At 61.8% G+C, this 26271-nt stretch carries 23 protein-coding genes and 1 tRNA gene; 12 read left to right on the forward strand and 12 right to left on the reverse strand.

Annotated features, from left to right (window positions below; translation table 11 throughout):
• Positions 1 to 16: 16 nt before the first annotated feature.
• Together C8C92_RS14175 and C8C92_RS14180 are read left to right on the forward strand one after the other, a co-directional pair.
• The gene (locus C8C92_RS14175) at positions 17 to 982 is read left to right on the forward strand and encodes an NAD-dependent epimerase/dehydratase family protein (protein WP_116744299.1); all 966 of its coding nucleotides are present in this window, start codon (positions 17 to 19) and stop codon (positions 980 to 982) included.
• A 48-nt stretch (positions 983 to 1030) separates the two neighbouring features.
• A complete protein-coding gene (locus C8C92_RS14180; protein WP_116744300.1) occupies positions 1031 to 2431 on the forward strand; it encodes an L-serine ammonia-lyase in 1401 nt (466 codons plus the stop codon).
• Positions 2432 to 2577: 146 nt separating this feature from the next.
• Here C8C92_RS14180 and C8C92_RS14185 read toward each other — a convergent pair whose 3' ends face one another.
• From C8C92_RS14185 to C8C92_RS14195, 3 genes are all read right to left on the reverse strand, one after another.
• The gene (locus tag C8C92_RS14185) at positions 2578 to 3318 is read right to left on the reverse strand and encodes an AAA family ATPase (protein WP_165829441.1); all 741 of its coding nucleotides are present in this window, start codon (positions 3316 to 3318) and stop codon (positions 2578 to 2580) included.
• Between the two features lie 94 nt (positions 3319 to 3412).
• Positions 3413 to 4891: a hypothetical protein gene (locus tag C8C92_RS14190; protein ID WP_116744302.1), complete on the reverse strand. Its 1479-nt coding sequence runs from the start codon at positions 4889 to 4891 to the stop codon at positions 3413 to 3415.
• A gap of 54 nt (positions 4892 to 4945) precedes the next feature.
• A complete protein-coding gene (locus tag C8C92_RS14195; protein WP_071077491.1) occupies positions 4946 to 5359 on the reverse strand; it encodes a hypothetical protein in 414 nt (137 codons plus the stop codon).
• Between the two features lie 219 nt (positions 5360 to 5578).
• Between C8C92_RS14195 and thrC the strand changes: the two genes are divergently transcribed.
• Genes thrC through moaD form a run of 3 tightly spaced genes read left to right on the forward strand, consistent with a single transcriptional unit; the run spans position 5579 to position 8566 of the window.
• Positions 5579 to 7060: a threonine synthase gene (thrC, locus tag C8C92_RS14200; protein WP_116744303.1), complete on the forward strand. Its 1482-nt coding sequence runs from the start codon at positions 5579 to 5581 to the stop codon at positions 7058 to 7060.
• A 14-nt stretch (positions 7061 to 7074) separates the two neighbouring features.
• Positions 7075 to 8301, forward strand: a complete 1227-nt coding sequence (glp, locus tag C8C92_RS14205) for a gephyrin-like molybdotransferase Glp (protein ID WP_116744304.1) — start codon at positions 7075 to 7077, stop codon at positions 8299 to 8301.
• 10 nt (positions 8302 to 8311) lie between these two features.
• Positions 8312 to 8566, forward strand: a complete 255-nt coding sequence (moaD, locus tag C8C92_RS14210) for a molybdopterin converting factor subunit 1 (protein ID WP_099763929.1) — start codon at positions 8312 to 8314, stop codon at positions 8564 to 8566.
• A gap of 42 nt (positions 8567 to 8608) precedes the next feature.
• Here the strand turns inward: moaD and C8C92_RS14215 are convergent, their stop codons facing one another.
• The gene (locus C8C92_RS14215) at positions 8609 to 8842 is read right to left on the reverse strand and encodes a hypothetical protein (protein WP_099763928.1); all 234 of its coding nucleotides are present in this window, start codon (positions 8840 to 8842) and stop codon (positions 8609 to 8611) included.
• 155 nt (positions 8843 to 8997) lie between these two features.
• Between C8C92_RS14215 and C8C92_RS14220 the strand changes: the two genes are divergently transcribed.
• Positions 8998 to 10248 carry a TIGR03862 family flavoprotein gene (locus C8C92_RS14220; RefSeq protein WP_116744305.1) on the forward strand — a complete coding sequence of 417 codons (1251 nt, stop codon included), beginning with the start codon at positions 8998 to 9000 and terminating at the stop codon, positions 10246 to 10248.
• On the opposite strand, the gene C8C92_RS14225 is transcribed toward C8C92_RS14220, so the two are convergent.
• From C8C92_RS14225 to hpnC, 6 genes are all read right to left on the reverse strand, one after another.
• Entirely contained in the window at positions 10235 to 11041 is an 807-nt protein-coding gene (locus tag C8C92_RS14225) for a head GIN domain-containing protein (RefSeq protein WP_116744306.1), read from the reverse strand. The two genes, C8C92_RS14220 and C8C92_RS14225, sit on opposite strands and share 14 nt — an antisense overlap.
• A gap of 10 nt (positions 11042 to 11051) precedes the next feature.
• Positions 11052 to 11843, reverse strand: coding sequence for a DUF1700 domain-containing protein (locus tag C8C92_RS14230; RefSeq protein WP_243420210.1), 792 nt, complete (start codon positions 11841 to 11843; stop codon positions 11052 to 11054).
• Between the two features lie 28 nt (positions 11844 to 11871).
• A complete protein-coding gene (locus C8C92_RS27475) occupies positions 11872 to 12027 on the reverse strand; it encodes a hypothetical protein (RefSeq protein ID WP_165829442.1) in 156 nt (51 codons plus the stop codon).
• A 124-nt stretch (positions 12028 to 12151) separates the two neighbouring features.
• Positions 12152 to 13522 (reverse strand): hydroxysqualene dehydroxylase HpnE, encoded by a 1371-nt coding sequence (gene hpnE, locus C8C92_RS14240; RefSeq protein ID WP_347708469.1) that lies wholly within the window; start codon positions 13520 to 13522, stop codon positions 12152 to 12154.
• Positions 13523 to 13529: 7 nt separating this feature from the next.
• On the reverse strand, positions 13530 to 14363 hold the full coding sequence (hpnD, locus tag C8C92_RS14245; RefSeq protein ID WP_116744308.1) for a presqualene diphosphate synthase HpnD: 834 nt from the start codon (positions 14361 to 14363) through the stop codon (positions 13530 to 13532).
• Between the two features lie 46 nt (positions 14364 to 14409).
• Positions 14410 to 15291 carry a squalene synthase HpnC gene (hpnC, locus tag C8C92_RS14250; RefSeq protein ID WP_116744309.1) on the reverse strand — a complete coding sequence of 294 codons (882 nt, stop codon included), beginning with the start codon at positions 15289 to 15291 and terminating at the stop codon, positions 14410 to 14412.
• 288 nt (positions 15292 to 15579) lie between these two features.
• Here hpnC and C8C92_RS14255 point away from each other — a divergent pair, with 288 nt between their 5' ends.
• The 3 genes from C8C92_RS14255 (at position 15580) to C8C92_RS14265 (ending at position 20187) form a co-directional block, all read left to right on the forward strand.
• On the forward strand, positions 15580 to 16743 hold the full coding sequence (locus C8C92_RS14255) for an efflux RND transporter periplasmic adaptor subunit (RefSeq protein WP_116744310.1): 1164 nt from the start codon (positions 15580 to 15582) through the stop codon (positions 16741 to 16743).
• Entirely contained in the window at positions 16740 to 19850 is a 3111-nt protein-coding gene (locus C8C92_RS14260; protein ID WP_116744311.1) for an efflux RND transporter permease subunit, read from the forward strand. The genes C8C92_RS14255 and C8C92_RS14260 overlap by 4 nt, the downstream gene beginning before the upstream one ends.
• Before the next feature lie 254 nt (positions 19851 to 20104).
• Positions 20105 to 20187, forward strand: a tRNA-Leu gene (locus C8C92_RS14265).
• Positions 20188 to 20245: 58 nt separating this feature from the next.
• On the opposite strand, the gene C8C92_RS14270 is transcribed toward C8C92_RS14265, so the two are convergent.
• Positions 20246 to 21766, reverse strand: a complete 1521-nt coding sequence (locus C8C92_RS14270) for a hypothetical protein (protein ID WP_116744312.1) — start codon at positions 21764 to 21766, stop codon at positions 20246 to 20248.
• Between the two features lie 7 nt (positions 21767 to 21773).
• On the reverse strand, positions 21774 to 21956 hold the full coding sequence (locus C8C92_RS14275; RefSeq protein WP_099763919.1) for a hypothetical protein: 183 nt from the start codon (positions 21954 to 21956) through the stop codon (positions 21774 to 21776).
• 600 nt (positions 21957 to 22556) lie between these two features.
• On the opposite strand from C8C92_RS14275, the gene tig reads away from it, so the two are divergent.
• From tig to clpX, 3 genes are all read left to right on the forward strand, one after another.
• Positions 22557 to 23897 carry a trigger factor gene (tig, locus tag C8C92_RS14280; RefSeq protein WP_099764600.1) on the forward strand — a complete coding sequence of 447 codons (1341 nt, stop codon included), beginning with the start codon at positions 22557 to 22559 and terminating at the stop codon, positions 23895 to 23897.
• A gap of 199 nt (positions 23898 to 24096) precedes the next feature.
• On the forward strand, positions 24097 to 24723 hold the full coding sequence (gene clpP, locus C8C92_RS14285; RefSeq protein WP_071077480.1) for an ATP-dependent Clp endopeptidase proteolytic subunit ClpP: 627 nt from the start codon (positions 24097 to 24099) through the stop codon (positions 24721 to 24723).
• A 200-nt stretch (positions 24724 to 24923) separates the two neighbouring features.
• A complete protein-coding gene (clpX, locus tag C8C92_RS14290) occupies positions 24924 to 26192 on the forward strand; it encodes an ATP-dependent Clp protease ATP-binding subunit ClpX (protein WP_010398446.1) in 1269 nt (422 codons plus the stop codon).
• Positions 26193 to 26271 lie beyond the last annotated feature (79 nt).

Raw genomic sequence — 26271 nt, forward strand, 5'->3', positions numbered from 1 at the left:
AATTCAGGAAAATAGCATGGAACGCATCTTAGTCATTGGCGCAAACGGCCAAATCGGTAGTGAATTGGTGGGCGCACTGGCGCAGCAGCACGGCGCGGACAACGTCATCGCCAGCGACATCGGCACGAATAATCTGTACCAGGCCAGGCGCTACGCGCAATTGAATGTGCTGGACAAGGACGGCCTGGCGAAGCTCATCGCCGACGAAGGCATCACCCAGGTGTACCAGCTGGCGGCCATGCTGTCGGCCACGGGCGAAGCGGCGCCATTGAAAGCGTGGAGCCTGAACATGGATGGCTTGCTCAATATCCTGGAACTGGCGCGCGAGCGGGGCGAGGCGGGCAAACCGCTGCGCATCTTCTGGCCGTCGTCGATTGCCGCCTTCGGCCCGAACACGCCGCAAGTAAACACCCCGCAAATGACGGTGATGGACCCGACGTCGATGTACGGCATCAGCAAGCTGGCCGGCGAGCGCCTGTGCGAGTACTACTTCAACAAGTATGGCGTGGACGTGCGCAGCATCCGCTACCCGGGCATCATCAGCTACAAATCGCCTCCGGGCGGCGGCACCACCGATTACGCGATCGCCATCTTCCATGCGGCCTTGCGCGGCGAGCGTTATGATTGCTTCCTCGATGCGACGACCACCTTGCCGATGATTTACATGCCCGACGCCATCCGCGCCACCATCGAACTGATGGATGCTCCTGTGTCGCAGATCAAGATCCGTTCGTCCTACAATGTGGCCGGCGTGTCGTTCAACCCCGAGCAGCTGGCGAAAGCCATCGTGCACATGATCCCCGACTTCAAGATCAGCTACAAGCCGGACAGCCGCCAGGCCATCGCCGACAGCTGGCCGCAAAGCCTGGACGACTGCAAGGCCAGCGCGGACTGGGGCTGGAAGGCGCAGATCGGCGTCGAGCAAATGGTCACCGACATGCTGGCCAATGTCGACGTGGGCCATGCCGCCAAGGCAGCCTGAGTACCACACAAGCATTCATAAAAACATACTAATATAAAGAGACACTACATGGATATGAGCGTATTTGACCTGTTCAAGATCGGCATCGGGCCGTCGAGTTCCCACACGGTGGGGCCGATGGTGGCGGCGCGGCGTTTTCTGGTCGAATACGGTCCGCTGGACCAGGTAGTGGGCGTTGAGGCGGCCCTGTATGGCTCGCTGGCGCTGACGGGCGTGGGCCATGCCACGGACAAGGCCGTCATTCTGGGCTTGATGGGCGAAACGCCGCAAGACGTGGCGCCCGATGCGGTCGACAGCAAGCTGGCCGCCATCGAGGCGGCCGGCGAGATCGCCTTGCTGGGCATGCACGTGGTGCCGTTTACGGCGGCCACGGGCCTGATCTGGCACAAGAGCGAATCCTTGCCCGAGCATCCGAACGGCATGCGCTTCACCCTGAAACTGCTTGATGGCAGCCGGGCCGACAAGGTGTATTACTCGATCGGCGGCGGTTTTATCCACGAGGCAGGCGAGGCACAGGCGGAAGCGGCGGTGGAGTCGGCGGCAAGCGCCCGCGTCGTCTTCCCTTTTGATACCATGGAGCAGTTGCTGGCGCACGGGGTGGAAAGCGGCCTGTCGATCCCGGAAATGCTGCGCGCGAACGAGTGCGTCAAGCGCAGCGAGATGGAACTCAATGAAGGTCTGGACCGCATCTGGCAGGTCATGCGCGACTGCATCGCGCATGGACTGGAAACGACGGGCAACCTGCCGGGCGGCTTGAACGTGAAGCGCCGCGCCGCCAAATTATGGCGCTTGGCGCAGGAGGCGAAGGCGTCGGACAACCGCGCCAACGACTTGCCGCACGACGCAGTGCATCTTGTCAGCCTGTACGCGATGGCCGTCAACGAAGAAAACGCGGCCGGCGGCCGCGTGGTCACTGCCCCGACCAACGGCGCCGCCGGCATCATCCCGGCCGTGCTGCGCTACTACGCGCAGGATTGCCGCCCCAGCGACCCGGTCGGCGGCGTGCGCCGCTTCATGCTGACGGCAGCGGCCATCGGCATGCTGTGCAAACGCAATGCCTCGATCTCGGGCGCCGAAGTGGGTTGCCAGGGCGAAGTCGGCGTGGCCTGCGCCATGGCGGCGGCCGGCCTGGTGGCGGCCCTGGGCGGTACGAACGAGCAGATCGAAAACGCGGCCGAAATCGGCATCGAGCACCACCTGGGCATGACCTGCGACCCCATCGGCGGCCTGGTGCAGATTCCCTGCATCGAGCGCAATGGCATGGGCGCCGTGAAAGCCATCACGGCCGCCTCGCTGGCGCTGAAGGGCGACGGCACGCACTTCGTCAGCCTCGACGAAGTCATCGAAACCATGCGCCAGACGGGCGCGGACATGCAGGACAAGTACAAGGAAACCTCGCTGGGCGGGCTGGCAGTTCACGTGATTACGGTGAACCACGCCGCTTGCTGATGCGCTGGCGGTGGCGTCGGATTACGCGCGCAGCGCTAATCCGACCTACGCTATGCCACGGTCGGCGTAGGTCGGCTTAGCCCGCAGGGCGTAAGCCGACATCACCAAGGCAGTAAGCCGACATCACCAAAGCAGCAGCCACCAACTCACTCCTCCTCAAACAACTGCTCCAGCCTTCTCGGGTAATTGTTCAAAAAATCGCGCGTGACGGCATAGTGTTCCGTGTCTTCATACGCCACTTCGTGGATGCCGCCGCCCGTAAAGCTGAGGATTTTCGCGTTCGGGTAGGCCAGCAGGATGGGCGAATGCGTGGCGATGATCAGCTGCGAGTCGTCCTGCACCAGCTGGTGGATCACCGATAATGCAGCCATCTGGCGGCTGGGCGACAGGGCCGCCTCGGGCTCGTCCAGCAGATACAGTCCCTTGCCCCGCAGCTTGTTGATCAGGGTCGCCATGAACGCTTCGCCGTGCGATTGCGCGTGCAGCGACTTGCCGCCGTAGCTGCCCAGGTACTCGGGCATGTCGTCCATGTAGGTGGCGACATTGAAAAAGCTTTCGGCGCGCAAAAAATAGCTGTCATCGGGCTTCTTGTAGCTTTTGCTCAGGCGCAGATGCGCATGCAAACCCGATTCCTCGTCCGATGGCAGGGCGATGCGCACATTGCGCGTGCCGCCATCCTTGCCGAAGCCCAGCCCCACAGCCAGCGCTTCGAGCATGGTCGACTTGCCGCTGCCATTCTCGCCCACGAAAAACGTCACATCGCGGTGGAAATCCATGTGCACGAAGTCGCGAATGGCGGGGATGGTGAACGGATAGTGATCGAGGTCGACGACGGTGTCGTGGCGCAGCGTGGCGCTTTGCAGATACGGTTTTTTACTCAGCGACATGGCCGGTTCCATGAATGGCCCGGAAGCGGGCCGACAAACACCAGTGTGGCGCAAATCAGGCGCATGCGCCAGCACGGGCGCCTGATTTTTTGACTTAAAGCTCGCGCATGCAATCGCCGAAGTACTCGTGGTAGAAGGCTGTGGGGCGATTTTTCTTGTCGAGCAGGCCGAAATGACGGCCGACCTGGCCGCCGGTGGTCCTGATCAAACCTGCCGTACCTGGCGTACCTGCATGACCTTGCGCCAGCAGCCAGGCAGTGCTGTCGGCGGGCCGCATGCCTGCCATGCGTCCGACCAGCAGGGCGTCGACCAGGCACACCTGTTCGCGGGTATCGGTTTCCAGATAGCTTTCGCGGCTTCCCTGCGCGGCATACAAGCCGTCCTTTCCGCCTGCCAGAATCAGATCGAGCGCCGCCTGCTCTCGGCCAAATAGCTTGAATTCATCGTCGCGCAAAGAGAAACAATAGGCGCGGGCCGTGCTGTCTCCGAGTTGATAGCGTGCGGCCAACCAACTGGCAAAGCTGGCGGCATCATCTTTTTCGCCACTTTTTAGGCCAGCGCGGAATGCTCCATAGCGAGGAAGGGTATCGGCGAATGCACAGCCAGTCGGCACCCAGCCGAATTGCGGCACTTCGTCTTCCTCGACCGGCGCTGCGATGGCCACCGCTTCCGGGACGCGTGTCGCAGCAAAACACCGCAAGTCATACCCCAGCATGAACAAACACGCTTCGAAGGCATGGCAGCGGGCGGCCATGTCGGCGCCGTCCGCCTTGAACCAGTCGCACTGTTCCAGCACGGCGCGCAGGATCCAGCCCAGCTTGACCTGCCATTGCGCCCAGTCCTGGCACGACACGGCCTTGCCAAAGAATTGCGGTGCGCTGGCAAAGCCGACGTCGATCCCCTTGGGATTACGGATTTGCTTGCCGCGCGCGGCGCCCGAGGGGAAGGCCAGCCAGCGTTTTTTTGCCAGCTTCTTGCCCGCCTGGCTGCGGTATTGCGCGTACAGCATGGCCATTGCGGCGCCCACGCGGCTGTCGTAGATGGGCGAGCCGCTGTCATCAAACAGGGCGTGGATCTTGGTCAGGCCCGCGTCGAAGCGTTCCACGCTATCCGTATCGAGCGCATCGAGCGAAGCGTCCGAGTCGAGCGACATCAATGGCGCCAGGCGCGTGAAGTAGGCGACCAGGCGGCCTTGTGCGTGCAGGCGCTTGAGGAAGACGATGGCGCCGCGCACGCCGCCCCATTCGAGGATGGCCAGGCAGGCTGCCAGCGCCTGGTCTTCATCCTGCCGCGCGATGGCGTCTTTCAGCCAGCCGCGCAGCATGGCCAGCGAGGCGCGCGTCTCGTGCCAGTTACCCGAGACGACAGGCTTGCCTTGCGCATCGGTCCAGCGCGTGCTCCACATATAGTGGCCCAGCACCGCTTCAAGGCCCGTCGCCTGCACGTCCAGGCCGCCCGGCACGAAGCGGCTGCGCGCCATCTTCAGCTGAAAGGGCCGGGCTGGCAGTTCGGCCGCCAGCCAGTCGATAAAGCCCCGTACATCGTCCTGCTTGAGAAAGTCGTCACGCTTCATGTGGCATTCCTGTTAATTGCTGTGTTGAAAAAGTGGAGGAAAAACGGAGGGGGTCTACAGATCTTGCGCCCAGCGGTCCCAGAAGCCGGGTTCGTCGTGGGCCGCGTTCTGCATGGCGAGATCGAGGGTGAGCAGGTAAAAGCGCACGCCCGCGTGGCGCATGCTGCCGTCCGCATGCTCGAGGTAATCGCGCAGCTGGCAATACGCGGGCAGCGTTTCGTCATACGGCAGCTCGAAGCAGATCTGGCCGCGCCACGACGAAAAGCCCGACAGTTCGGCGTAGGGACCGCAAGGCTGCCAGGCGATCGCCTGCGCGTCAAACCAGTCGAGCATGCTGCTGCGCACGGCATCGTCGTCATGGCGGTAGAGGCGCGACTCTTCGTAGCTTTTTGGGTGGAACTCCAGATACAACACGGCACGCTGGCGCTGGCGTGCGATGGCGTCGATATGGTCGATGAGCTGTGGCATGGTCGTCGTGGGCCGGCTGGCGTGCCCGGCTAGTCTGTAAAGCGGCCATGATACAGTTGCCGTGCGACAAGGTGTGTCGTTTGACAACAGACGCGCCCTGCGCCTGCCGGGTGCTGCCCGGGCAAACGCGACGGATTCGCCTTGGGGAGCGGCTGGCACTATAATATCCGCTGCCATTCATGATCAACCGCACTCAGCTCAACTGGACTCTTCAAATTTATGCACTACGTGTCTACCCGCGCTGATAAAGCGCCATCGAATCTGCAGCAATTCTCCGACATCCTCCTGGGCGGCCTGGCCCCCGATGGCGGACTGTATCTCCCAGAACACTACCCGCAAGTCACTGGTGCCGAGCTCAACGCCTGGCGCACATTGTCGTATGCCGACCTGGCATTCGAAATCCTGAAGAAGTTCGCCACCGATATCCCGGCCGCGGACCTGAAGGCATTGACGGCGAAAACCTATACCAAGGCAGTCTACAAGAACGCTCGCGCCAGCGAAAACGCGGCCGACATCACGCCGCTGCGCGTGCTCGAAGAAAACCTCGTCAAGGGCGGATCGACCACCCTGATGCTGCAAGCGCTGTCGAACGGCCCGACCCTGGCCTTCAAGGACATGGCCATGCAGCTGCTGGGCAACCTGTTCGAATACACCCTGGCCAAGACGGGCGCCGAACTCAATATCTTTGGCGCCACGTCCGGCGACACGGGCAGCGCGGCCGAATACGCGATGCGCGGCAAGAAGGGCATCCGCGTCTTCATGCTGTCGCCGCACAAGAAAATGAGCGCCTTCCAGACGGCGCAGATGTTCAGCCTGCAAGACCCGAACATTGTTAACATCGCCGTCGAAGGCGTGTTCGACGATTGCCAGGATATGGTCAAGGCAGTGTCGAACGACTTGCCGTTCAAGGCGAAACAGAAGATCGGCACCGTCAATTCCATCAACTGGGCGCGCGTCGTGGCGCAGGTCGTGTACTACTTCCGCGGCTATCTGGCGGCGACCACCAGCAATGAGCAAAAAGTGTCGTTCACGGTGCCGTCTGGCAACTTTGGCAATATCTGCGCCGGCCATATCGCCCGCATGATGGGCTTGCCGATCTCGAAACTGGTGGCGGCCACGAATGAAAACGACGTGCTCGACGAATTCTTCCGCACGGGCGTCTACCGCGTGCGCAAGTCCGCCGAGACCTATCATACGAGCAGCCCGTCGATGGATATTTCGAAAGCGTCGAACTTCGAGCGCTTCGTGTACGACCTGGTGGGCCGCGACAGCGAGCGCGTGCGCGCACTGTTCACGAAAGTGGAAACGCACGGCGGCTTTGATTTGTCCGGCAAGCCTGGCAGCGACGGTGACGAGTTCAAGCTGGTGGCCAAATACGGCTTCAAGTCGGGCAAGTCCACGCACCAGGACCGCCTCGATACCATCCGCGACGTGGCCGACGACTATGGCATCACCATCGACACGCACACGGCCGACGGCATCAAGGTGGCGCGCGAGCACCTGGAGCCGAACGTGCCGATGATCGTGCTGGAAACGGCGCTGGCGGCCAAGTTCAACGAAACCATCCTCGAAGCGCTGGGCGTGGACGCCGAGCGCCCGGCCGGCTTCGACAACATCGAAGACTTGCCGCAAAAGTTTGTCGTGATGGATGCCGACGTCGAGAAAATGAAGGCGTACATCGCCGCCAACACGGGCTTGTGATGAGCGGGCCTGTGATGAGCGATCCGGCTGCACCCCGTAAACCGATGTTGTCGGTGGCCGAGGCGCAAGCCTTCATGCTGGGCGCGGCGCGTCCGGTGGCCGAAGTCGAGCTGGTCGACACCATGCGCGCCAACGGCCGCGTGCTGGCCACGGCGCAGACGTCGACCTTGAACGTGCCCGAGCGCGACAACACGCAGATGGATGGCTATTGCGTGCGCGCGATTGACTGCGCCAGCGGCGCGGCCAGCTTGCCCGTGTCGCAGCGCATTGCGGCCGGCCACGTGGGCCAGCCATTGCAGCCGGGCACGGCGGCGCGCATCTTTACCGGCGCGCTGTTGCCGGACGGCGCCGATTGCGTGGTGATGCAGGAGCAGTGCACCTTGGCGGACGGCGTGGTGACGGTGAACCACGTGCCGCATGCGGGCGAATGGGTGCGCCGCCAGGGCGAGGATATCCGCGCCGGCGGCGTCATCCTCGGTGCGGGCAGGCGTTTGCGCAGCCAGGAAATGGGCCTGGCCGCCTCGGTGGGCCTGGCGCAAGTACCCGTGCTGCGCAAGCTGCGCGTGGCCGTGTTTTTCACGGGCGACGAGCTGGCCATGCCGGGGCAGCCATTGGCGCCGGGCGCCGTCTACAACTCGAACCGGTTTACCCTGCGGGGACTGCTGGAAAATTTGGGTTGCGAGATCACGGACCTGGGCATCGTGCCCGACAGCCTGGAAGCGACAAAAGCCGTGCTGCGCCAGGCGGCCCAGGGCAATGATCTGATCATCACCTCGGGTGGCGTGTCCGTGGGCGAGGAAGACCATATCAAGCCGGCTGTGGAAGCGGAAGGGCGCTTGAACATGTGGCAGATCGCCGTCAAACCGGGCAAACCGCTGGCGTTCGGCGAAGTGCAGGAGGCCTTCTTTGTCGGCTTGCCCGGCAATCCCGTCTCCAGCTTTGTCACCTTCCTGCTGTTCGTGCGTCCGTTCATTTTGCGCCTGCAAGGCGTGGCGGGCAATCTGGCGCCGCGCAGCTACCAGCTGCCGGCCGCGTTTGAGCGCCTGAAGGCGGACAGGCGCAACGAGTTCTTGCGCGCCAAGATCAATGACGACGGCGAGCTGGAACTGTTCGCCAACCAGAGTTCGGGCGTGCTGACCTCCACCGTGTGGGGCGACGGCTTGATCGATTGCCCGCCTGGGCTGTCGATTGCGCGCGGCGACATGCTGCGTTTTATCCCGTTTAACGAATTGCTGTACTAAGGAAGTATCGATGAAGATCAATCTGCGATTTTTCGCCAGCGTGCGCGAGCTGGTGGGCACGGGCCAGGAAGTGCTGGAAGTGGCTGCGCCGCTGACGGTGGGCGAGGTGAGAACCCTGCTGATCGCCCGTGGCGGCAACTGGGAATATGCGCTGGCGCAGGGGCGTGCGCTGCGCATGGCGCATAACCAGGTGATGTGCCATGCCGATACCGTGATTGCGCAAGGCGACGAGGTGGCATTCTTCCCGCCCGTGACGGGCGGCTGAAAATGTCCACTCAAGAAAATGGCCGCTGAAGCGGCCATTTTCTTATGACGACTTGGTTGTTGGTTTGTCCCCGCTGCACGTGGCGCAGGCGATGGCTTTCTTGTAGCGCCAGTATTTCGAGCCGATGAAGATGGCCGACGCCACCAGCGACCAGGCCAGCGCGCTGAGGATGTCGGCGTTGCTGGTGGTGCCCTTGCTGTATTCGACCACCGTCAGGATGATGAATAAGATCGAACTGGCCAGCAAATAACGGGAAATCCAGAATCCTGCACCCATGTGTTTCTCCTCTTGTCGTCGCGTTGTCTGGTGAAGTCAAAGTACTGATCGCTGCAGCATGTCCGCGCAGTATGCATCATTTTTCGGCATTCTTGCCATCCCCGGACCTTATCTCGACTAAAATGCCGGGGTTTTCACCGTCTTTCCAGCTTGCCATGACCCATTTCAGTTCCCCTTCGTTTCACATCGCCGTCATCGGCGGCGGCCCCGCCGGCCTGATGGCCGCCCAGGCGGCTGCCGACCAGGGGGCGCAGGTGGAATTGTTCGACGCCATGCCGTCTGTCGGCCGCAAATTCCTGCTGGCAGGGCGCGGCGGCATGAATATCACGCACGCGGAAGGCTACCAGGCCTTCGTCACGCGCTACGCCAGGCAAGCGCACCGGGTGAAACCGGCGCTGGACCAGTTCGGCCCGCAAAAGGTGCGCGACTGGGTGCACGGCCTGGGCGTGGAGACCTTCGTCGGTTCTTCGAACCGCGTTTTCCCGACCGATATGAAGGCCGCGCCTTTGCTGCGCGCCTGGCTGCACCGCTTGCGCGAAGCGGGCGTGCAATTTCACATGCGCCACCGCTGGACGGGCTGGCACGACGGCCAGCTGGCGTTCGCCACGCCGGACGGCGAACGCCGTTTCACCTTTGACGCCGTGATCCTGGCGCTGGGTGGCGGCAGCTGGGCGCGCCTGGGATCGGACGGCGCCTGGGTGCCGTTGCTGCAAGGGCAGGGCGTGGCCGTGGCAGCACTGGCGCCGGCCAATTGCGGCTTCGACGTGGACTGGAGCGAGCATTTCAGCATGCGTTACGCGGGCGAGCACCTGGCCACGCTGGCCATCACCGCGCATGACCTCGATGGCTTGACGGTCAAGCGCCAGGGACAGTGCGTCATCACGGCGGGCGGCATCGAAGGCGGCCTGATTTATGCGCTATCGGCCGCGCTGCGCGAGCAGATCGCGCGTGACGGCCGCACCACCATCTGGCTCGACCTGGCGCCTGACCACAGTCATCAGCGCGTGTTCGAGGAAGTCACGCGCCCGCGTGGCGCCCGCTCCATGTCCAGCCACCTGCAAAGCCGGCTGGGGATAAAAGGCGTGAAATCGGGCTTGCTGCGCGAATGCCTGGGCTCGGCCGACTTTGCCGACGAAGTCAAACTGGCTGCCGCCATCAAGCTGCTGCCCGTCACCTTGCAGCGCCCGCGTCCCATCGATGAAGCCATCAGCAGCGCCGGCGGGGTGGACTTCGGCGGCGTCGACGGCAGCATGCTGCGCGCCATGCCGGGCGTGTTTGTCGCCGGTGAAATGCTGGACTGGGAAGCGCCCACGGGCGGCTACCTGCTGACGGCCTGCCTGGCGCAAGGCAAGGCGGCCGGCGAGCAGGCGGTGGCGTGGCTGGAAGAGAAAGTCAATGCCAGATAATATCGCCTGACCCGCTTTTCTGCGCATCGCGCTGGCGCGGGTTGCCGTGGATGTGGATGTCGCCGCTGCCGCGCAAGGTCAGGTTGGTGGCGTCGCGCACGAAGACGGTGCTCGTGCCGGAGCCTTGCAGGCTGACGCTGGCCTTGTCGGCCGCCAGGTGCTCGGCATCGATATCGCCTGAGCCGCTCAGGTCGGCGCGCAGGAATTTCGTGTTGCCGCTGGCGGCGATGCGCCCGGAGCCCACCATTTCCAGCACCACGCTGTCGCTGTTGCCGCCATTGATGTCGAGGTCGCCACTGCCGTTGACGGTGGCTTGTACCTGCTTGTAGCGTCCCGTGAAGCTGACGTCGCCCGAACCCGTCAATTCCAGGATGAAACTGTCGCCGGAAAATCCCGCGATCTTGCTGTCGCCATTGCCGTGCACTTCCACGCGCGTGAGCGATGGCAGTACCAGTTCCACCTGCAGCGGCTGGCGATGGTGGAACAGCATGCCTTTCGGGCCGATATGCAGGGTGGTGCCATCGGCCGTGGTGTCGACATTCGACAGCAGACGCTGTTCGCCGCTGACCTTCATCGATGGCGTGGCGCCGCGGCGCAGCACCAGGTCGATGGGCCCGGCCAGGTCGATGCTGTTGATGTTGGCGGAAATGGGGCGCGTTTCGCTGCGCACGGCGCGGCCGGCAGCGCTGCTGGGATTGCTGATCCCTTTGGCGCGCAGCGCCGCATACGACATGGCGATCAGGACCATGGCCAGCAAGAACATGGACAGGCCAACTTTGAGCAAGCGTTTCATGGCAGCCTTTCTAGTGACCTTTGAGCAGGGAGACATTCATGGCGATGTAGCGCTTGATACCGATCAAGGTATAGCGCGTGACCACCAGACTGAGCAGGAAGATGGCGATACCGCCGAGCAGCATGCCCACGCCGAAGATGGTTTGCGTGGTGCGCGCATCGCGGTCCATGTCGGTGGAGATGCGGATGCCGCCGCCGGCCAGCGCTTCGGCCCGCTCCATCATGCGCGATGAAACGCCCGGCCCCTGGGACTCGGCCGGTTCACGCTGCAAGGGGCCGGGCACGTGGTCGATTTCGATGCCCGTGTCGCCGATGGTGATGCGCGTTTCACGCCGCTCGCCGCCTTCGCCGCCGTCATCGTCATGGATGAAGACGTGGCGCAAGGGGCCATCGAGCACCAGTTCGTTGGCGCCGGACAAGCCGCTGGCCGTGATGGCGATGCCGGCCAGGTAAAAACTCAGGCCGACCGCATACAGGGTGGCCAGCAGGGCCGCGTAGACGGCGGCAGGCACGACCATGAACAGGTTGAAGATGGCCAGGCCCACCAGCGAGACGAGCAGGCGCAGCAGGTTGACGGGGGTTTTCTTCTGTTCGAAGGCCTGGCGGTGCGTGCTGCTGCGCAAGGTGAGGGCGATTTTTTTCGGCTCGCCCAGGTCGTCGGCGATCTCATGCTCGCTGCGGCCGGCCGCAGCGCCTTCGATGAAGGTCTGTTCGTAATAATCGAGCGTCTTCGCCACCAGGTCCGGTGGCAAGCCTGCCAGCGCGCGCCGCAGAGAGTCGAGATAATCTTGCTTGTTCATCATATTCTTCCTGTGCGTCCGCTTTGCCGCTTCAGCCCATGGCCGGCAGCAGCATGCTTGCCTGGCTCAGCATCAATGGTGCTTGTGGCGTTTGCTGTCCGTGAATGATGGTCAGGGTGGCCAGTGCCACACACGCGAGCAGCGCCAGGGCTTTCAAGCTGTTTTTCAAGTGCAAGGTGGTGTGCATGGTATTCCCCGTGGCATGGCCGTTGTCGATGATCAGACTGTACCCAAGCGCGGCCTGGCGCACCAGCGCGGTGCGACAGAATGCAATTTCGCGGGGGCGAGCGACACCAGGGCAGGATGCAGCGTCAAGTCTGTTTTGACGCCTTGCCCGTGGTGACGCCCCTGGCGGCCGCCACGCCGCTGCGCACGGCCGCCTCGATGGTGGCAGGATAGTCTTGCTTCCGGTCAGCATTGGCCGTGTAGTCGCCCGCCAGCAGCAAGCCCGGCATGCCGCTGGCGTTGTCGGGACGCAATAAATCGGGCGTGCAGGCAAAGGTGGCGCGCTTTTCCGTGATCAGCTGGGTCCAGATTGGCTGCGCCAGTTCCGGACGCTGCAATACTTGCGCCAGTTGCGCCGCGATGGCTTGCGCCAGCGGCGCGTGGCCTCGCTCGGCGGCAGGACCGGAGGCGCTGATGACGACGGCCAGCAAGCCCGCCTGGCTGGCGTCAAGCTGGCCCCGGTCGAAGACGAACTGGCCCCAGTGCTGTTGTTCTGGCGCATCGACGAGCGCGTAAAACGGCAAGTCCAGGCGCACGCTGGCGTCGTATTGCAGGTAGCAGGTGCTGATGGCTTCCGGCGTGAACGCCTGCATACGATTGATGACGTCGGCCAGGCGTGCGTCGTGCAAGTCTTGCAGCAGGCTGGCAGCCTGCACGGATGAGGTGGCGACGATCACGCCATCAAAGCTTTCCCCGTCATCGACGCCGTCATCGAGTCTCCAACGGCCATCGGGCAAGGCGTGCAAGGCGGCCACCTTGGCGCCCGTGCGCACTGCGCCGCCATGCTGTTCCACATAGCGGGCGGCCGCCTCGGGCAACAGGGCACTCAGGTTCGCTTTCGGGATCAGCATGTCGGAGGCGCGCCGGCGGCTCGCCCCCAGGCTGTCGCGCAGCACGTTGAGGAAGACGCGGGCCGAGGCCCGCTCGGGCGGGGTATTCAGCGCCGCCAGGCACAGCGGGTGCCACATCAGCCGGTTCAAACGATCCGTCTGGTCGAAGCGCTGCAGCAACTCGGTCACCGAGCAATCGTTGTACAACTGCCAGCCCATCGTCCGCATGGCGGTGGAAAAGCGCATCAGGGCCAGCTTGTCGGCGCGCTGCAAGCCTTTGGCGCGCAGCAGGGCCCACGCCAGGTGCAGCGGCGCGGGCAGGCGCGGCGTCAGAAAATCCATGCCACCGGAGTTCGCAGGATAGCGCATCTGCAGGGGCAGGGTGAGGATCAGCTCTGCCGGGTCTTGGCCCGCGAGCTTGATCAGGCGCAAGGTTTCCGTGTACGCGCCCAGCAAGATGTGCTGGCCGTTGTCGAGCACGGTCTTTTCCCGTTCGACGCGGCGCGCGCGGCCGCCCAGGGTGCGCGCCGCCTCGAACACGCTCACCGAATGGCCGGCGCGCGCCAGTTCCATGGCCGCCGCGCAGCCGGCCCAGCCGGCGCCGATGACGGCGTAGCGTTGCTTCACGCTACTCTCAGCCACGAACCCAGGTCTTCCAGGCCAGCCACAGTTTGCGGATCGGCGTGAGCGAGATGCGCTGTTTCAACACGTGATAACCGTCGCGTTCGACTTCATTGAGCACCGTGCGGTAGATGGCGGCCATGATCAGGCCCGGGCGCTGGGCGCGGCGGTCTTCCGCCGGCAGCAGGGCGAACGCTTCGTCATACGCCTTTTGCGCGCGCGCCACCTGGAAACGCATGAGGTTTTCAAAGGCTTCGCTGTGGCGCGCGTTCAGCAGGTCGGCCGCCGTCACATTGAACTGCTGCAATTCGCTGATCGGCAGGTAGATGCGCCCCTTGCGCGCATCTTCGCCCACGTCGCGGATGATGTTGGTCAGCTGGAAGGCATGGCCCAGTTTTTCCGCGTACAGCAGCGTTTCCGGGCGGGTCGCGCCGAAGATGCTGGCCGACAAGATACCCACCACGCTGGCCACATGCCAGCAATAGCGGCTCATGGCCTGGTAATCGAGGTAGCGGGTCTGGTTCAAGTCCATTTCCATGCCGTCGATGATGGCCTGCAAATGCTTTTCTTCCAGTGTATAGATGGCCAGGTGCGGCTGCAGCGCGCGCATCACGGGATGCGTGGGATTGCCCTCGTACATGGCCTTGACTTCCTTGCGCCACCAGACCAGCTTGGTGCGTGCCACGGCTTCGTCCGTGCAGTCATCGACCGTGTCATCGACTTCGCGGCAGAACGCGTACAGGGCCGTGATGGCCTTGCGGCGTTCGGCCGGCAGGAACAGGAAGCTGTAGTAGAAGCTGGAGCCGCTCTGGGCGGCCTTTTGTTGGCAGTATTCGTCGGGAGACATAGTCAAAAGAGCAAGGGTTACAGATCGAAGCCGCTATTCTATCGTCTTACAGAGTGGGCGACGGGGGAAAAGCCGTTTTTACTTGCGTCTCTTGATGCAGGCTTTTGCGCGACATGCGCAGGGCGCGCCAGAAAATGATCAGCCAGTCGCGCTTTTCCAGTTTCGGGCGGCGCCGGAACACGTCGTAATTGACCGCTTCGATGGCTTCGAGGATGCGCAAGCCCCCTTGCACTACGAGACGCAGTTCCCAGCCGATGCGCCCGCGCAAGCGCAGGGCCAAGGGCGCGCCGGACAGCATCAGGGCGCGCGTGCGGGCCACTTCGAAGCGCATCAGGGCGCTCCACTTGCCGTGCGCCTCGGGCCGCTCGAAGGCGGCGGCGGAGACGGCAAAGCGGCTCAGGTCTTCCATCGGCAGGTAGATGCGCTCTTTTTGCTGGTCGATGGCGACGTCTTGCAGGAAATTAATTAGTTGCAAAGCTGAACATATGGCATCGGAATCGCGTACATTCTGTTCATCGGCCGCGCCGTACAGGTGCAGCATCAGCAGTCCCACGGGGTTGGCGGAGCGGGCGCAGTAGTCGAGCACGTCGTCGTAGCTGGCGTAGCGCGTCGTTTGCACATCCTGCTTGAAGGCCGACAATAAGTCATAAAACGGCTTCAGCGGCAGCTGGTGTTTGGCGATGACGGCGGCCAGGCGTTCGAACATGGCGGCGTTCTCGCCCGCATGGCCTTCGTGGCGCTCGATACGGCCCAGCGCCTCTTCGTAGGCGTGCAGCGCGGCCAGGCGTTCGGCCGGCGCAGCGTCGCCTTCATCGGCCAGGTCGTCGGCGCTGCGGGCGAAGGCATAGATGGCTTCGACGGCGGGCACCAGGCGGCGCGGCAGTAAAAATGATGCAACAGGAAAATTTTCGTAATGGTCTACAGGCATGAACACGCTTCTCTAGTCTTGCGTTTGTCCGGCACTCCCCAAACGCTGGAGTGTGGCGGACGTTGTACGGCTCAAGATTAATGACGCAAAAGTCACTAAAAACTTTTACGCACGATTATAATTAATAACCAGAAAGTCATTAGAGGGAGTCACTCCCTGTCATGATCAAGCTGATATTGTCACAAATTTAAGGATATCGCGTGCGAAAAAATTTGGCTTATCCCCATCGGCAAGCAAAAAGTTTCTCCGCATAAAAATATTACAGCCCGCATAGTAAAGGAAAATACCTTGTTTGCCCTGAAAACCCTGCGCCGCGAGACCGGTGCACCCGCGCTGCCCGCCCTGCGGCTGATCGCCGCCGCCGCCCTGGCGCTGACCCTGGCGGCCTGTTCCAAGCCCGCCGTCAAAGTGGAAGACGTGCGCCCCGTGCGCGCGATCGTGTTGTCTAGCAGTAATGTTGATGTGAGTGCCGAACTGGCGGGCGAGGTCGTGCCCCGCGTGGTGTCGCAGCTGGGTTTCCGCGTGGGCGGCAAGATCGTCGCGCGCCAGGTCGAGGTGGGCGCCAGCGTGAAAAAGGGGCAAGTGCTGATGCAGCTCGATCCCGTCGACTTGCAGCTGTCGCAGGCCCAGGCCAAGGCGTCGCTGGTCAGCGCGGAAACGAGCCGCGACCTGGCTCGCGCGGAATTGAAGCGCTACCAGGATTTGCGCGAGAAAAATTTCGTCAGCCAGGCCGTGCTCGATGGCAAAAATGCCACCTACAAGGCGGCGCAGGCGAACGTGGAAGCGGCGCAAGCCCTGTATCGTGGCCAGGCCAACCAGTCCGGCTATGCCAGCTTGCTGGCCGACGTCGATGGCGTCGTCACGCGCATCGAGGCCGAAGTGGGGCAGGTGGTGGCGCCCGGTGCTCCCGTGGTGCAAGTGGCCAAGAGCGGCGAGAAGGAAGTCGTGATCGGCATTCCCGAAGACAAGGTTGACACCTTGCGCGGCGTCAAGGATGTGGTGGTGCGCCTGTGGGCCGACCCGAAGCAAGGCTTGCCCGGCAAGATACGTGTCGTGTCGCCCGTGGCCGATGCCGCCACGCGCACCTATCTGGCCAAGGTCAGCATCCCGGACGCGCCGCAAGCGCGCCTGGGCATGACGGCCGTGGTGCAGTTCGCTTCGCAGACGGCCACGCCGCAGATCAAGGTGCCGCTGACGGCGCTGTTCAATGAAAAGTCGCAAAGCTCCGTCTGGGTGGTGGAAAACGGCGCCGTGAAGCTGGTGCCGGTGACGGTGGGTGGCGTGGCGGGCAATGAATTGCTGCTGACCTCGGGCGTGAAAGCGGGCCAGACGGTGGTCACGGCCGGCGTCAACCTGCTCAAGCCCGGGCAGAAAGTCTCGATTCTGGGCGCCGAACTGGCCAGCAAGCCTGATGTGGCCGCGGCCCCCGTCAGCGTGGGTGCGGCCAAATGAAGGGCGGCTTCAATCTGTCGCGCTGGGCCCTCGAACACATCCCGCTGACGCGCTACCTGATGGCCGTGCTGCTGATCGGCGGCATGCTCAGCTATGCCAGCCTGGGCCAGGATGAAGATCCCCCGTTTACCTTCCGCGCCATGGTCTTGCAAGCGTACTGGCCCGGTGCCACGGCGCTGCAGATGGCCGAGCAGGTAACGGACAAGCTGGAAAAGAAACTGCAGGAAACGCCGTATATCGACGAGATCACCAGCTATTCGAAGCCCGGCGAAACCTTGATCTTGCTGGAGTTGCGCGAATCGGCGCCGCCCAAGGAAACGGCGGCCGCCTGGTATCAGGTGCGCAAGAAGATCGGCGACATCCAGGGTACCTTGCCGGCCGGCGTCGTGGGCCCGTTCTTCAATGACGAGTTCGGCGACACGTATGGCTCCATCTTTGCCCTGTCCGGCGACGGTTTTACCTACGCGGAAATGAAGGATTACGCGGACAAGGTGCGCCAGGAACTGCTGGCCGTGGGGCAGGTATCGAAGGTGGAACTGTTCGGCGTGCAGGATGAAAAGATCAATATCATCTTTTCGCACAAGAAATTTGCTCAATTGGGCATTCCTTTTGACGCCATCGTGCAGCAATTGTCCGCGCAAAACAGCATCAATGCCACGGGCGTGCTGGTGACGCCGACGGATAATCTGCAAGTGCGCGTGACGGGCGCCATGCTGACCGTCAAGGACCTGGAAAACCTGGAGCTGCGCGCCAACGGCACCACCTTCCGCCTCGGCGACTTTGCCACCGTGAAACGCGAATTCGTCGATCCACCGAAGGACAAGATGCGTTTCAATGGCAAGGAAGTGATCGGCCTGGGCGTGTCGATGGAAAAGGGCGGCAACATCATCGACATGGGCAAGGCCTTGCAAGCGACGGTGACGCGCATGAAGAGCGAGTTGCCGGTCGGCATAGAGCTGCAGCGCGTGTCGAACCAGCCGGAAGCCGTGTCCGCTTCGGTGGGCGAGTTCGTGCATACCCTGGTCGAAGCCATTCTGATCGTGCTGGCCGTCAGCTTTGTCGCGCTGGGTTTGCATACAAAACCGCTGCGCATCGACGTGCGCCCGGGCCTGGTGGTGGCGCTGACCATCCCCCTGGTGCTGGCCGTCACCTTTCTGTTCATGCGCCTGCTCGACATCGACTTGCACAAGATCTCGCTGGGCGCCCTGATCATCGCGCTGGGCTTGCTGGTCGATGACGCCATCATTGCCGTCGAAATGATGGTGCGCAAGATGGAAGAGGGCATGTCGCGTTTCGACGCGGCCACGTTCGCCTACACCTCGACGGCCATGCCCATGCTGACGGGGACATTGATTACGGTGGCGGGCTTTTTGCCGATCGGCCTGGCCAAGTCGGCCGCCGGCGAATACACGTTCTCCCTGTTCTCCGTGAATGCGCTGGCCCTGATCATTTCCTGGGTGGTGGCCGTCGTCTTCACGCCCTACATCGGCTACGTCTTGCTGAAAGTGAAACCGCACGCGCATAACGACCATGAATTGTTCGATACGCCGAATTTCCGCCGCTTCCGCCGCGCCGTCACCTGGTGCGTGGAATGGCGCAAGACGACGATAGCGGCCACCCTGGCCATCTTTGCGCTGGGCATCTATGGTTTCAGTTTTATCGAAAAGCAATTCTTCCCCGATTCCAGCCGTCCTGAACTGATGGTGGAACTGTGGTCGCCCGAAGGCACGACCTTTGCCGCGAATGAAAAGCAAGTGAAGAAATTCGAAGCATTTGTGGGCAAACTCGACGGCGTGGACAGCGTCACCAGCTATGTGGGCACGGGCAGCCCCCGTTTCTACCTGCCGCTGGACCAGATCTTCCCGCAGACCAATGTGTCGCAAGTGGTGATCCTGCCGAAGAGCCTGGCGGATCGCGAGCAGCTGCGCCAGAAGATCATCGATGTCTTCAAGAAGGATTTCCCGGAAGTGCGGGGCAGGGTAAAGCTGTTGCCGAACGGACCACCGGTGCCGTATCCCGTGCAATTCCGTGTCACGGGGCCGGAAGTGGCGGGTGTGCGCGCCATCGCCGACCAGGTCAAGGACATCATGCGCGCCAATCCGAACACTCTGGGCGTCAATGACAACTGGAATGAATCGGTGAAAGTGCTGCGCCTGGACCTGGACCAGGACAAGATGCGCGCGCTGGGCGTCACCTCGAAAACCGTGATGCAGGCGGCCAATACGATACTCTCGGGCACCGTCATCGGGCAGTTCCGCGAAGACAACAAGCTGATCGATATCCAGGTGCGCCAGCCTTTGGCCGAGCGGGCGACGATTTCCGTGCTGAATGACACGAATATTCCGACGGCAACAGGCAAGTCCGTGCCCATCTCGCAGCTGGCCCGCGTGCATTTCGTGTGGGAGCCGGGCGTGGTCTGGCGCGACAAGCGCGAATGGGCCATTACCGTGCAGTCGGACGTGGTCGACGGCATCCAGGGCGCGACAGTCTCGACGCAGCTGGCGCCGCAGCTCGACGCTTTGCGGGCCAAGATGCCGGACGGCTACCGCATCACCGTGAAAGGCGTGGCGGCCGACAGCGGCGAGGCGGAAGCGTCGATTGCGACCAATCTGCCGCTGGCCATCTTCATCATCTTCACCTTGCTGATGCTGCAGTTGCACAGTTTTTCGCGTTCCTTGCTGGTGTTTCTGACGGGGCCGCTGGGCGTGGCGGGCGCTGCCTTTGCCTTGCTGGCGCTGGGCCGGCCACTTGGTTTTGTGGCCAACCTGGGCATCATCGCGCTGTTCGGCATGATCATCCGCAATTCGGTGATCCTGGTCGACCAAATCGAGCAAGACATCAACGATGGCTCGGCGCCTTGGGATGCCATCATCGACTCGGCCGTGCGCCGCTGCCGCCCCATCGTACTGACGGCCGCCGCCGCCGCGCTGGCCATGATTCCCTTGTCGCGCTCCGTCTTCTGGGGCCCGATGGCGGTGGCCATCATGGGCGGCCTGATCCTGGCGACGGCCTTGACTTTACTGTTCCTGCCGGCTCTGTATGCGGCCTGGTTCCGGGTCAAGAAGCCGGAGCCGTCGGCAAGAGAAGCGAGTACGCCAGCTGTGTAATTCACCCAAACGGCGAAAATGCCGGGGTCGTACCCTCAGGGTACGACCCCAGTGCTTGCTTTTGGGGTAAAGATGCCGCCACACTGACCGGTGGCGCTCTCTGAGGCGCAGCAAAAAAAGGCGGCATTCCTCTGGGAAATCCAGTAGAATGCCGCCTTTGCTTTGCCGAGGGCTTGCACTATCAGTCCACGGTAGCCAGATCGTTCCCGAGTTGTTAAAATCAGGGAAGCAAGTAGTACCAAGTAGTACAAAATGCGGATGTGGTGGAATTGGTAGACACGCTGGTCTTAGAAGCCAGTGCTTCGGCTTGGGAGTTCGAGTCTCCCCATCCGCACCAATCCGGGTTGTTCCAGCCCGGAAGTGCAGCACCATCAAGATATGCTCCAAGGCAGTCATCAACCGAGTGCGCCGAGCGCGGCCAGTTGCCGGCTCGATAGTTGCACCATCTGCGTAATCAGCGTCTGCGCATGCGGGTAGCCCCTTCTTTCCATCAATTTATCATCTTCAGTCAGCGGCCAAAGTGCCTGCAACACGTGTTGCCGCGCCTGCGGCCAGTGTTGCTCTTGCGACCACGTGGACGTTGGTAGTTGCCTGTTCAGCAGGTGCAGCGCCTGCTCCGTCATCGCCAGCTCTTGCTGCGCCTGCAGGCCCAACGTGTCGCTTCGGGGCGGCGGCTGTTGCGCCAGATAAGTATCGAGCTTGCGGCTCTGGCGCTCGTACAGGTCGAGCAGCAGATGCAGGGTAGCGCCGCTGGGACGCCGTTGCGTGTCGAGCGCGTCGAGCACATCCAGCAGCCAGTGCGTCATGTGCCGCCCCGCCAGTCCCAGCTCCGGCCAGGTAGTGCTTTGCAATTGCTCGCCCAGGTAGCGGGCGCGGTCGATGGCGCGCCGGCTGCCGCTCATGTGCTGGCCGATGGGGCCGTACTGTGGCGCTAGCGCCGCTTCCTGTCGCTCGGCCTGCAGGCACAGCAAGGCCAGGTGGACATACACATGAAAGGCAGCCAGGGCGCGGTGGGCATCCCAATAGTGATTGCCGTCATCATCGGGCGCATTCCACAGCGAACAGACCTTGGCGCCATCCTCGCGCGCATAATCGGGCGCCAGCAGGCTATGGCCGTGGCGGAAGTCGTACAGTTTCTGGTGCAGGGATTCGTGCAGCAAGTGTTCGGCCAGCCACCAGGGGTTGCCGATCAGTTCCTGGTTCAGGAACACGCTGCCATTGACGCGAAATTGCGAGCTGGAGGCCTTGCCGCGCCACGTGCCCAGCTTGGGAAACAAGGCGATCAATTGCACATGAGAGAGCGCGCTGGCCGTCAGGCGGGGCAGCAGGGTTTCCAGTAGCCGCAGGCCGCGGTGCAGCAGGACCCGTTCCTGCGGCGTGGGCGTGGACAGCGGCGCGCCGTAGTTATCTTCCATCACGGCAAGGAAGGCGCGCGCATACGGCGTGCCTTGCTGCCAGGCATGCCATAGATAGGTGTCTTCGTTTTGCGGGCTACCGCTACCCTCTTCGTGCAGGCGCGCCATGGGCGGCAAATGGGCCACCAGCGGGCCGCCGGGAAAGCCCGCCTGCAGATGCGCGTGGGCCTCCTGGAACAGCGCCGCGCATTGCGGCAAAGGCAATCCGTACTCGTCGCCCAGATGCAACTGGCGCATGGCGTGTTGCACGGCGCAGCGCAGCACCGTGTCGCCCAGCAACTGGCGCCGGCGCACGGGTGGCGCCGCATCGAGCAGCGTGGCCAGGCTGTCCGCCTCGGGCAGGGCGCCACCGAGCTTGTGCAGGCGCCGCCGGTAGGCGACGGCCAGCTGGTCGCGGATATAGTTGCTGTCGCCAAAGGCGCGGTGGCTGGCCAGCGCCGTTTCCACGGCGGTCAGCACGTCCGCATCCGGTGCTGCGGCACGCACGGCAAGCGCAGCCACTGCCGGATCAGGCGGCGGTGGGGTGGTCGTGGTCGTGATGGCCGTCTCCCTGCATGCGCAATTCCATTTCATCGACTTCCGTCTGGATTTTTTGCAGGTCGTCATCGCTTACGCCGTCGAGCAGGCGGCTGAGAACCATTTGCAGCTTGGCTTTGGCGTTGCTGGAACCGCCGGGTGCGCTATCGCTCATGATATTTTCTCCACTAAATTCACTTGGAGTGCGGAGCGGCGGCTTAGGTTTGCCTGAAAAATGGCCAAATTGAGGTAAATCAAAGGTTTTTTGACTGAAATCTTCGTCAAGAGCGCATTTCTTTGTTTCGGACGGAGCGACAGTTCGCATATACTAATGAACGAAGCAGGCTGGAAAGCCTGTCTCTGGCGAAGTAAGAAAAGCCGGGGCAAGAGTAAAGACAGGGCAACCCAGGCTGTGGCGATTCATTCGCCGCCGCTGGCATCCTCTGTGGCCGGGCTGCAAAGCCAGCCACTTTCCCGAAGTCCTTTGTTATAATGCCACGCTTTACCGAATGATGGCCGGCCTTGCATTTACTTGGAAGCAAGGCTGGACGCTCGGAGCCCTGTCGCAGTACTGGAAGCGGCGGATTGTTTGGTGCCTGGTGCGGGTTTTTCCCTCAGCCGGGTAGACCAGGTCCATCGTCCTGTTTTCAGTACTTTTACAGATGAATATGCGAGCGAGTGAAGCTGGACCCATGTCTTGCCGCCAGTGATGGCGCAAGGGGTCGGGTCTTCTTTTCTCGCACCAACAGTGTTTATTTTTTGGACGATTTTTTACATGGCAACTGCAGTCGAAACCTTGGGCAAACTCGAACGTCGTATCACGATCTCCTTCCCGCTGACGGACGTCCGCACGGAAGTTGAGAAGCGCCTGAAAGTGCAAGCCCGTACGGCTAAGGCACCGGGCTTCCGTCCGGGCAAAGTGCCGTTGAAAATGGTCGCAGCACAATACGGCTACCAAATTGAATCCGAAGTGCTGAACGATAAAGTCGGCCGCGCGTTCAACGACGCCGCCAACGAAAACAATCTGCGCGTGGCCGGTTTCCCGAACATCGTGCCGAAAGAAGAAGCAGCCGAAGGCCAGCTGGCTTTCGATGCAACCTTCGAAGTGTATCCGGAAGTCGCCATCGGCGACCTGACGGCCGTTGAAATCGAAACCGTGCAAGCCGAAGTGTCGGAAGCCGAAATCGACAAGACCATCGATATCCTGCGCAAGCAGCGCGTGCACTTCCACACCAAGGGCGAAGCTGGCGAACACGGCGACGGCGGTGAGCCGATCGCTGCCAACGGCGACCGCGTGACCGTCGACTTCGTCGGCTCGATCGACGGCGTTGAATTCCCAGGCGGCAAAGCTGAAGGCTACGCTTTCGTGCTGGGCGAAGGCCGCATGCTGCCAGAATTCGAAGCCGCGACCCTGGGCCTGAAAGTGGGCGAGTCCAAGACTTTCCCATTGTCGTTCCCTGAGGACTACCATGGCAAGGACGTGGCCGGCAAAACCGCCTCGTTCACCATCACCCTGCAAAAGCTGGAATGGGCGCACCTGCCGGAAGTCGATGCCGAATTCGCAAAGTCCTTGGGCGTTGCCGATGGCGACCTGGCCAAAATGCGCGAAGACATCAAAGTCAACCTGCAGCGTGAAGTCGCTGGCCGCGTAAAAGCACGCAACAAGGAAGCCGTCATGGACGCGCTGATCAAAGTTGCTGAGCTGGACGTGCCCAAAACGCTGATCGCTCAAGATTCCGAGCGCCTGGCCGAAATGACCCGTCAAGACATGGCGCAGCGCGGCATGAACGTCAAGGACGTGCCTTTCCCAGCAGAGCTGTTCGCAGAAAAAGCCGAGCGTCGCGTACGCCTGGGCCTGATCCTGTCGCAACTGGTAGGCGACAACAACCTGCAGGCGACGCCTGAGCAAGTCAAGGCGCAAATCGAAGATTTCGCCCAAAGCTACGAAGATCCACGCGAAGTGCTGAAGTACTACTACAGCGACCGTCGTCGTCTGGGTGAGATCGAAGCCCTTGTATTGGAAGAAAACGTCGTCACTTACGTGTTGGGCCTGTCGAAAGTCACGACGAAAGCAGTTGCTTTCGACGAACTGATGGGAAGCAACGCACAAGCGTAAACCAGTTGGTATCCGGATGCCATTATTGCCTTTGACACCAAACAAAAACCGTAGCGAGCGGATGGGAGTTGTGGCTGAGAAGCGGAGCTGTGCGAATGCACAGTGAGCATCGGAGGCCGCAAATCGCGACGCGCAGTAGGTTTTGTTTGGTGTTCCAAGGTGTTGGTAGCACCCTCTAACTGCTTCACAAGGAAATGAAATGACAGGTATGAACCGTAATCCGGCGCTGGACACAGAGATGCTCGGCCTGGTGCCGATGGTGGTGGAACAAAGCGGTCGCGGCGAGCGCTCGTATGATATTTACTCGCGCCTGCTGAAGGAGCGCTTGATTTTCATGGTCGGCCCGGTCAATGATCAGATGGCCAACCTGGTTGTCGCCCAGCTGCTGTTCCTGGAAAGCGAAAATCCGGAAAAGGAAATCTCGCTCTACATCAACTCGCCAGGTGGTTCGGTCTCGGCCGGCATGGCCATTTACGACACCATGCAGTTCATCAAGCCGGACGTCTCGACCCTGTGCACGGGCATGGCCGCTTCGATGGGCGCTTTCCTGCTGGCCGCTGGCGCCAAGGGCAAGCGTTTCTCGCTGCCGAACTCGCGCATCATGATTCACCAGCCGTCCGGTGGTTCGCAAGGCATGGCGTCCGACATCGAGATCCAGGCAAGGGAAATCCTTTACCTGCGCACCCGCTTGAACGGCATCATGGCCGAGCGCACGGGCCAGTCGATCGAACAGATCGCCAAGGACACCGACCGCGACCGTTTCATGTCCGCCGACGAGGCCGTTGAGTATGGTTTGATCGACAAAGTGTTGACCAGCCGCGCTTGATGAGCCCCTACCGGTATTGCTAAGTACGTAAGTTAACGCCCGGGCGATCAAACGTTCGGGCGTTTCGCTTTTATTTCGGGTAGCATGGAGCTTGTGCAGGTTGTTGACTTGCGCCATGGGTGGCTGCCTTTGCGGGCAACTACCGCACTCCGGCTTGCGATTTTGCAATATTGTTAATGCAGTTCCAACCAAAATGCCTTATGTCAGACAAAAAATCCTCTAGCGGCGAAAAATTACTGTATTGCTCGTTCTGCGGCAAAAGCCAGCACGAGGTGAAGAAACTCATCGCCGGCCCGTCCGTGTTCATTTGCGACGAGTGCATCGACCTGTGCAACGACATCATCCGTGATGAAACGTCGAGCATCGAGACGGTGACCGGTACCAAATCCGACCTGCCGACGCCGCAAGAAATTGCCGCCTTGCTCGATCAGTACGTGATCGGCCAGCAGACTGCCAAGCGCATCCTGTCGGTGGCGGTGTACAACCATTACAAGCGCCTCAAGCACCTGGGCAAGAAAGACGACATCGAACTGGCCAAGAGCAACATCTTGCTGGTCGGTCCTACCGGCTCGGGCAAGACCCTGCTGGCACAGACCCTGGCGCGCATGCTCAACGTGCCGTTCGTGATCGCCGACGCCACCACCCTGACCGAAGCCGGTTACGTGGGTGAAGACGTGGAAAACATCATTCAGAAGCTGCTGCAAAGCTGCAACTATGACGTCGAGAAAGCCCAGCGCGGCATCGTCTACATCGATGAAATCGACAAGATTTCGCGCAAGTCCGACAATCCGTCCATCACGCGCGACGTGTCGGGCGAGGGCGTGCAGCAAGCCTTGTTGAAACTCATCGAAGGCACGATGGCTTCCGTGCCGCCACAAGGCGGCCGCAAGCATCCGAACCAGGATTTCGTGCAGATCGACACGACCAACATCATGTTCATCTGCGGCGGCGCCTTTGACGGCCTGTCGAAAGTGATCGCCAACCGTTCCGAAAAGAGCGGCATCGGCTTCTCGGCCACGGTGCGCAGCAAGTCGCAAAGCTCGGCCAGCGAACTGATGTTGCAAGCGGAACCGGAAGATCTGGTCAAGTTCGGCCTGATCCCGGAACTGGTGGGCCGTCTGCCCGTCATCGCCACCCTGGCGGAATTGACGGAAGAGGCGCTGATCCAGATCCTGGTCGAGCCAAAGAATGCGCTGATCAAGCAGTATTCGAAGCTGCTCGAGATGGAAGGCGCGGAACTGGAGATTCGTCCGGCCGCCCTGCATGCGATCGCCAAGAAGGCGCTGGCGCGCAAGACCGGTGCCCGTGGCCTGCGTTCCATCCTGGAACATGCTTTGCTGGACGTCATGTACGAACTGCCGAGCGAACAAAATGTGGTGAAGGTCGTCATCGACGAAAATACCATCACCAGTGGCGCCAAACCTTTGTTGATTTATCAAGAGACTGCCAAGGCCTCCGGAGAAAATTGATTACTGCCGAGACAAATGCATAAAAAGGGTTTTGATTCCTTAATGCATGGCAGTACAATTTAAATCAATGAGTGCAGGC

It is taken from the genome of Janthinobacterium sp. 78 (assembly GCF_003096775.1).
Lineage (GTDB): Bacteria > Pseudomonadota > Gammaproteobacteria > Burkholderiales > Burkholderiaceae_D > Janthinobacterium > Janthinobacterium tructae.

Bases quoted from the DNA above. Each gene is read 5' to 3' on its own strand.
- C8C92_RS14220 (WP_116744305.1), top strand. From the start codon at position 8,998: ATGACCCATTTCAGTTCCCCTTCGTTTCACATCGCCGTCATCGGCGGC.
- C8C92_RS14180 (WP_116744300.1), top strand. From the start codon at position 1,031: ATGGATATGAGCGTATTTGACCTGTTCAAGATCGGCATCGGGCCGTCG.
- C8C92_RS27475 (WP_165829442.1), bottom strand. From the start codon at position 12,027: ATGCACACCACCTTGCACTTGAAAAACAGCTTGAAAGCCCTGGCGCTG.
- C8C92_RS14260 (WP_116744311.1), top strand. From the start codon at position 16,740: ATGAAGGGCGGCTTCAATCTGTCGCGCTGGGCCCTCGAACACATCCCG.
- hpnC (WP_116744309.1), bottom strand. From the start codon at position 15,291: ATGCCTGTAGACCATTACGAAAATTTTCCTGTTGCATCATTTTTACTG.
- tig (WP_099764600.1), top strand. From the start codon at position 22,557: ATGGCAACTGCAGTCGAAACCTTGGGCAAACTCGAACGTCGTATCACG.
- thrC (WP_116744303.1), top strand. From the start codon at position 5,579: ATGCACTACGTGTCTACCCGCGCTGATAAAGCGCCATCGAATCTGCAG.
- C8C92_RS14195 (WP_071077491.1), bottom strand. From the start codon at position 5,359: ATGCCACAGCTCATCGACCATATCGACGCCATCGCACGCCAGCGCCAG.
- clpP (WP_071077480.1), top strand. From the start codon at position 24,097: ATGACAGGTATGAACCGTAATCCGGCGCTGGACACAGAGATGCTCGGC.
- C8C92_RS14275 (WP_099763919.1), bottom strand. From the start codon at position 21,956: ATGAGCGATAGCGCACCCGGCGGTTCCAGCAACGCCAAAGCCAAGCTG.
- hpnD (WP_116744308.1), bottom strand. From the start codon at position 14,363: ATGTCTCCCGACGAATACTGCCAACAAAAGGCCGCCCAGAGCGGCTCC.
- C8C92_RS14215 (WP_099763928.1), bottom strand. From the start codon at position 8,842: ATGGGTGCAGGATTCTGGATTTCCCGTTATTTGCTGGCCAGTTCGATC.
- C8C92_RS14190 (WP_116744302.1), bottom strand. From the start codon at position 4,891: ATGAAGCGTGACGACTTTCTCAAGCAGGACGATGTACGGGGCTTTATC.
- C8C92_RS14230 (WP_243420210.1), bottom strand. From the start codon at position 11,843: ATGATGAACAAGCAAGATTATCTCGACTCTCTGCGGCGCGCGCTGGCA.
- glp (WP_116744304.1), top strand. From the start codon at position 7,075: ATGAGCGATCCGGCTGCACCCCGTAAACCGATGTTGTCGGTGGCCGAG.
- moaD (WP_099763929.1), top strand. From the start codon at position 8,312: ATGAAGATCAATCTGCGATTTTTCGCCAGCGTGCGCGAGCTGGTGGGC.
- C8C92_RS14185 (WP_165829441.1), bottom strand. From the start codon at position 3,318: ATGTCGCTGAGTAAAAAACCGTATCTGCAAAGCGCCACGCTGCGCCAC.
- C8C92_RS14175 (WP_116744299.1), top strand. From the start codon at position 17: ATGGAACGCATCTTAGTCATTGGCGCAAACGGCCAAATCGGTAGTGAA.
- clpX (WP_010398446.1), top strand. From the start codon at position 24,924: ATGTCAGACAAAAAATCCTCTAGCGGCGAAAAATTACTGTATTGCTCG.
- C8C92_RS14225 (WP_116744306.1), bottom strand. From the start codon at position 11,041: ATGAAACGCTTGCTCAAAGTTGGCCTGTCCATGTTCTTGCTGGCCATG.